A 2,762-nucleotide genomic window follows, 5' to 3' on the forward strand; every position below is an offset into this window, starting at 1 on the left:
TGGACCAGGTCACGCAGCAGAACGCCGCGCTGGTGGAGGAGAGCGCCGCTGCGGCCGACAGCCTGAAGTTCCAGGCCGAATCGCTTTCGCGCATGGTGGCCCAGTTCCGCCTGCCGGGCGACACCGATGCCGGCACGGCCGAAACCCCGGCAACCCCCGTCCGCAGCAGCAGCCGCACTGGCGCACTGCCGGCGCCCGCGCAGCGGCTGATCGGCTCGTCGGGCGCCTACTGAACCAGCCCGCAACCGGAGATCAGCAGCCGAGCTCGCGCACCTGGAAGTAATCCCGGGCCAGGTCCAGCCAGGCGCGCGCCGCGGGCGTGTGCGGCACGCCGCGGCGCCAGGCCAGCGTGAAGTGCCAGATGGAGGGCAGATCGTCCACATCGAGATAGCGCACGCCGGGGTGCTTGCTCCAGCGCGTGATGGCGCGCGGCAGCAGCATCACGCCCAGCTGCTGCGCCACCAGCTGCACCATGAAATCGACCTGCCCCGTGCCCATCACCGACACGCGGGGTCGCACGCCCTGCCGCGCACAGGCCTGCAGCAGGGCCTGGTTCACGGTGGTGCCCTCCTCGAACAGGATGAGCGGCCATTGCGCCAGGTCCGCGAGCGAAATGCGCGTGGTGCCGGCGGGCACGAAGGCCTGCGGCACCAGGGCCACCACGGGCTCGGTGCGCACATGCTGCCAGTCGAAGTCGTGCGCGGCGGGCGCCACCAGGGCCGCCAGATCCACCTCGCCCGCCCGCAGCTGTGCTTCCAGCCGGTCGAGCGGCTCGACCACCATGGCCACGTCGATGGCGGGAAAGCGCTGCCGGAACTCGGTGAACAGCCCCGCGTAGTACGCGCTGGTGCCCATGCGGGGAAAGCCGATGCGCAGGCTTCCGCGCTGGACCTGCTGCATTTCCGCCAGCTCGCCCTCCAGCCCGCGCATCTCATGCAGGATGTTCACCGCGCGGCGAAGCAGCAGGTTGCCGGCGGCAGTGAGGCCCTTGCCCCGGCCCGAACGCGCGAGCAATTGCACGCCCATTTCGGATTCGAGGCCCTTCATCGCCTTGCTGACCGCCGACTGCGTGGCGCACACCACCTTGGCCGCTTCGGCGAAGCTGCCGTGTTTGGCGATTTCCACGAAAAGGCGAAGGGTCTTGATGTCCATGGGAGTGGGTGGGCGCGAGAGGACACGAGAACAATGACCATACAAGCAAATACCGCCCCGTCACAGCGCCTTGGCCAGCATAAAGGCACGCGCACGCCCCGCGCTACCCCCAAAGGCAAAAGCCCGGCATCGCATGGCGAAGCCGGGCAGCGGGGCGATGCCACCGGGGTACCGATTGTGATCAAACAGGCCTGCAGCGCATATCCTACTAGGGCATATTGCTCATATTTTTATAGCAAAACACCCCGCCATATTCTCAGGAAGCCAGGGCCCGCATCTCCGCGATCAGGTCGGACTTGCCCTCGAACCCGATGCCCGGCAACGGTGGCAACGTGACGTAACCGTTTTCGACCTTCACGCCGTCCGGAAAGCCGCCATAGGGCTGGAACAGGTCGGGGTAGCTCTCGTTGCCGCCCAGGCCCAGGCCCGCGGCGATGGCCAGCGACATCTGGTGGCCACCGTGGGGGATGCAGCGGCTGGGGGACCAGCCATGGTCCTTGAGCATGTCCAGCGTGCGCAGGTATTCCACCAGCCCGTAGCTCAAAGCGCAGTCGAACTGCAGCCAGTCGCGGTCCTTGTGCATGCCGCCGTGGCGGATGAGGTTGCGCGCGTCCTGCATCGAAAACAGGTTCTCGCCCGTGGCCATGGGGCCTTGGTACACCTCGCCCAGCCTGGCCTGCAGTTCGTAGTCGAGCGGGTCGCCGGCCTCTTCGTACCAGAACAGCGGGTACTGCGACAGGGCGCGGCCGTAGTCGATGGCGGTCGGCAGGTCGAACCGGCCGTTGGCATCCACCGCCAGCTGCTGGCCCGGGCCGAGGATCTTGAGCACCGACTCGATGCGCTCGCAGTCGTCGGCCAGCGAGGCCCCGCCGATCTTCATCTTGACCACCGAATAGCCGCGCGCCAGGTAGCTCTCCATTTCCTTGCGGAGGCCGTCCAGCCCCTTGCCGGGGTAGTAGTAGCCGCCGGCGGCATACACGAAGACGCGCGGGTCGGGCGTGCCGTTGCCGTAGCGTTCGGCCAGCAGCTGGTAGAGCGGCTGGCCGGCAATCTTGGCCACCGCGTCCCACACGGCCATGTCGATGGTGCCGACGGCCACCGAGCGCTCGCCGTGGCCACCGGGCTTTTCGTTGATCATCATGCGGGCCCAGACCTTGTGCGGGTCGAGGTTCTCGCCAGTGCCGTCCACCAGCGTGGCGGGGTCGGCTTCGAGCACGCGGGGGATGAAGCGGTCGCGCATCAGCGCGCCCTGGCCGTAGCGGCCGTTGGAATTGAAGCCGTAGCCGATCACCGGCCTGCCGTCGCGGACCACGTCGGTCACGACGGCCACCAGGCTCAGGGTCATCTTCGAAAAATCGATGTAGGCGTTGCGGATGTCGGATTGGATGGGGCGGGTGGATTCGACGATATCGACGATTTTCATGGTGCTTGGGTGGTTGAGAAAAGAAGGATCAGCGGGCGAGCGAGGAGCCCCCGCAGATGGCGATGTCCTGCCCCGTGATGGCCGCCGCCGGCGGCGACAGCAGGTAGCCCACGAGCGCGGCGATCTCGACGGGCTCGATGAGGCGGCCGATGGGCGGCAGGCGCGGTGCGCTGCCGGCGCGGGCGGG

Annotated in this window: 3 protein-coding genes and 1 pseudogene; 1 reads left to right on the top strand and 3 read right to left on the bottom strand. The window is 67.8% G+C overall.

What is annotated here, in order from left to right:
- Positions 1 to 233, top strand: a pseudogene (locus AC27IO_RS22530) (methyl-accepting chemotaxis protein); the annotation flags it as partial.
- A 19-nt stretch (positions 234 to 252) separates the two neighbouring features.
- Here the strand turns inward: AC27IO_RS22530 and AC27IO_RS22535 are convergent.
- The 3 genes from AC27IO_RS22535 to AC27IO_RS22545 form a co-directional block, all read right to left on the bottom strand.
- On the bottom strand, positions 253 to 1,152 hold the full coding sequence (locus AC27IO_RS22535) for a LysR substrate-binding domain-containing protein (RefSeq protein ID WP_284430193.1): 900 nt from the start codon (positions 1,150 to 1,152) through the stop codon (positions 253 to 255).
- Between the two features lie 256 nt (positions 1,153 to 1,408).
- Positions 1,409 to 2,575 carry a mandelate racemase/muconate lactonizing enzyme family protein gene (locus AC27IO_RS22540; RefSeq protein ID WP_498740868.1) on the bottom strand — a complete coding sequence of 389 codons (1,167 nt, stop codon included), beginning with the start codon at positions 2,573 to 2,575 and terminating at the stop codon, positions 1,409 to 1,411.
- A gap of 28 nt (positions 2,576 to 2,603) precedes the next feature.
- Positions 2,604 to 2,762 (bottom strand): SDR family oxidoreductase (locus AC27IO_RS22545; RefSeq protein ID WP_498740869.1); only part of this gene is annotated, 159 nt, incomplete at its 5' end.

It is taken from the genome of Acidovorax sp. KNOB132, from assembly GCF_057541515.1.

What these genes read in the sequence shown, in the direction of transcription:
- AC27IO_RS22535 (WP_284430193.1), bottom strand. Translation starts at nt 1,152, where the DNA reads ATGGACATCAAGACCCTTCGCCTTTTCGTGGAAATCGCCAAACACGGC.
- AC27IO_RS22540 (WP_498740868.1), bottom strand. Translation starts at nt 2,575, where the DNA reads ATGAAAATCGTCGATATCGTCGAATCCACCCGCCCCATCCAATCCGAC.